The following is a 2103-nucleotide window of genomic DNA, read 5'->3' as shown; positions in this document are numbered from 1 at the left end:
TAACGCCAGTACAAATATTTTGGCCGCAGGACTTGCGGTGTCAGTCTGTAGAGCGACCAGAAGACCAGAACCGAGCACATCGCTTAAGCCACGTGCGGAACCCCGCAAGGGAAAGAAGCAGAAACCTAAATCGTGAGGTTTGGGAATCACCGTCCGTTTACGGCGGTGAGGATGTCAAAGGTTTATTACAAACATTGCCTCCACCTTGTTCAATAAAAAAGGGGTTAGTTAATACCCCCCTGATTTTTTAGGGCTGCCCGGCCAGTTCTGACGCTAATTTGGCCAGAATCTGGGGTTTAAGTTGCTCGAGTTTCTGTTTTAACATCCGCTTGCTAATTTGCGGGTTGCCACCCTGGCCCGATTGACTATCTGTCACCCATTGCTGCAAAATTTGGCATTGATTGGCGGGAATATTAGCGGTGATCACATTTTCACAGATAGGGCCGCCTTCGAGGGGGAAAAATAAAATCCAGTATTGACCGGTTTCGGCGAGGGTTTTGGTCATTTTTTGACCTTGGGGGGTTTTTAAGTCCAAATAACAGGGCAACCAGCGGGGTCCCCATTGACGATGATAGAGGACAGTAATCCAGAGAATCATCGGGTGGGGTGCGGGTAAAAAGAGGAATTGATTATAACGGACACTAGCAACCCGGACGGCGATATCCTCTCGAGCCAACATTACCCATAAACTGGCAAAAACGCCGTCAGCAGCCCGGAGACAGCGTGAGAAGACAATTTTTTGGCGCGGTTTATCCTCGGGCCAACTGGACTTGAGACAGATATCCCTCGCATTAGCAGCAGAAACAATGGTTTGATTTAAATCATCAAGGGTTTTGATTTTGCTGGTGTAATCGTCGGTTTTTTTGACTATTTCATTTTTGACTAGGGGTTCAAGTCGTTCGAGACGTTGTAGTATATCTGTAACACTTGAAGGGCGATCGCTGGGTGCTTTGGCCAAGCAGCGCAGGATTAACTGTTCTAATTCTGGCGGTAATTGCAAGCTAGAATTAAAGGAACGGGGTTCGGCGTAGTGGTGAACCTCATACCAACTGCCAAAGGAGGGATTATTGGGAAAAACGGGCGTTTCTCCCGTGAGCATCTCGTACATCATAATCCCAAAACTGTAGATATCGGAACGATGATCGAGTTCTTTACCTTCCATCTGTTCTGGGGAACAATAGGCTAAGGTTCCCATAAAAGATTGGGTTTGGGATTCTCCCGATTGGATGAGTTTAGCGATGCCAAAATCGAGAATTTTCACCAATTCCCCTAATCCTGAGTCCTGAATCACCATAATATTGCTTGGTTTGATGTCCCGGTGAATAATCGGACACATCTCCCCTTGGAAGATAATACCCTTATGGGCGCATTCCAGGCCGAAACAAATCTGACGGGTGAGATTGAGAAAGCGCGGGAGGGGCAGCGGCTGATGTTTGATGATTTCACTCATGCTCTCCCCCTGCAAAAATTCCATGACGTAGAAGGGGACTTCCTTGTCATCTACACCATAATCACGAACTTTAACAATATGAATACTTTTTTCGCCTAAAAGTGCCGAAATAGTCGCCTCTCGCTCGAAGCGCTCACGCATTCTTTTGTTGAGGAGAGTTTGCGAGAGGAATTTCACGGCGACGGTTACGCCACCTAATAGTTTATCTTCTGCTCGATATACTTGTCCCATGGCGCCGCTACCGATCAACTCGACCAGTTGGTATCGATTGGCAAGTAAGCTCCGATGTCTAGATTCTGCCGACATAGCTAGGCTACTGTGTTAATTATAGTGAGTCTGGTGGAGAGAGTTTTGGTTCTTCGTTACTTGGTCTGGTTCGAGCAGGGGGCATAAATCGACTAAATCCTTATCTGGCAAGAGACTTAATTGATTAGCTCGTTCTAGATCGAAAACAATTGGCAAAAATCGCAGCCATGTCTTTCTCTATAAGGGTTTCATCCCTTATAACCCCCGTCCATCACATAACACAAACCGAAGAACCTTTTTTTCGGGCTAAAAGCATCATTTTTAACATATATAGCAATTCCCATAGTTGTGAGGTACAGAGTCTTAGGTTTTGAGGAGTCAGGAGTCAGGAGTTAAGATTTTGGTGT

The 2103-nt window shown here is 46.1% G+C and carries 1 protein-coding gene and 1 pseudogene; one reads left to right on the top strand and one right to left on the bottom strand.

Features of this window, described 5'->3' with window-relative positions:
- Window positions 1–136 (top strand): annotated as a pseudogene (locus tag PX636_RS06670) (RNA-guided endonuclease TnpB family protein); the annotation flags it as partial.
- 111 nt (window positions 137–247) lie between these two features.
- Here PX636_RS06670 and PX636_RS06665 read toward each other — a convergent pair.
- A complete protein-coding gene (locus tag PX636_RS06665; protein ID WP_288116558.1) occupies window positions 248–1756 on the bottom strand; it encodes a serine/threonine-protein kinase in 1509 nt (502 codons plus the stop codon).
- Window positions 1757–2103 lie beyond the last annotated feature (347 nt).

Origin of the sequence: Microcystis sp. M53598_WE2 (assembly GCF_030067735.1) — a bacterium.
In the GTDB taxonomy this organism is placed as follows: Bacteria; Cyanobacteriota; Cyanobacteriia; order Cyanobacteriales; family Microcystaceae; genus Microcystis; species Microcystis aeruginosa.
The sequence above is the reverse complement of the archived record's forward strand: the minus strand, read 5'-3'. Positions and strand labels throughout refer to the sequence as shown.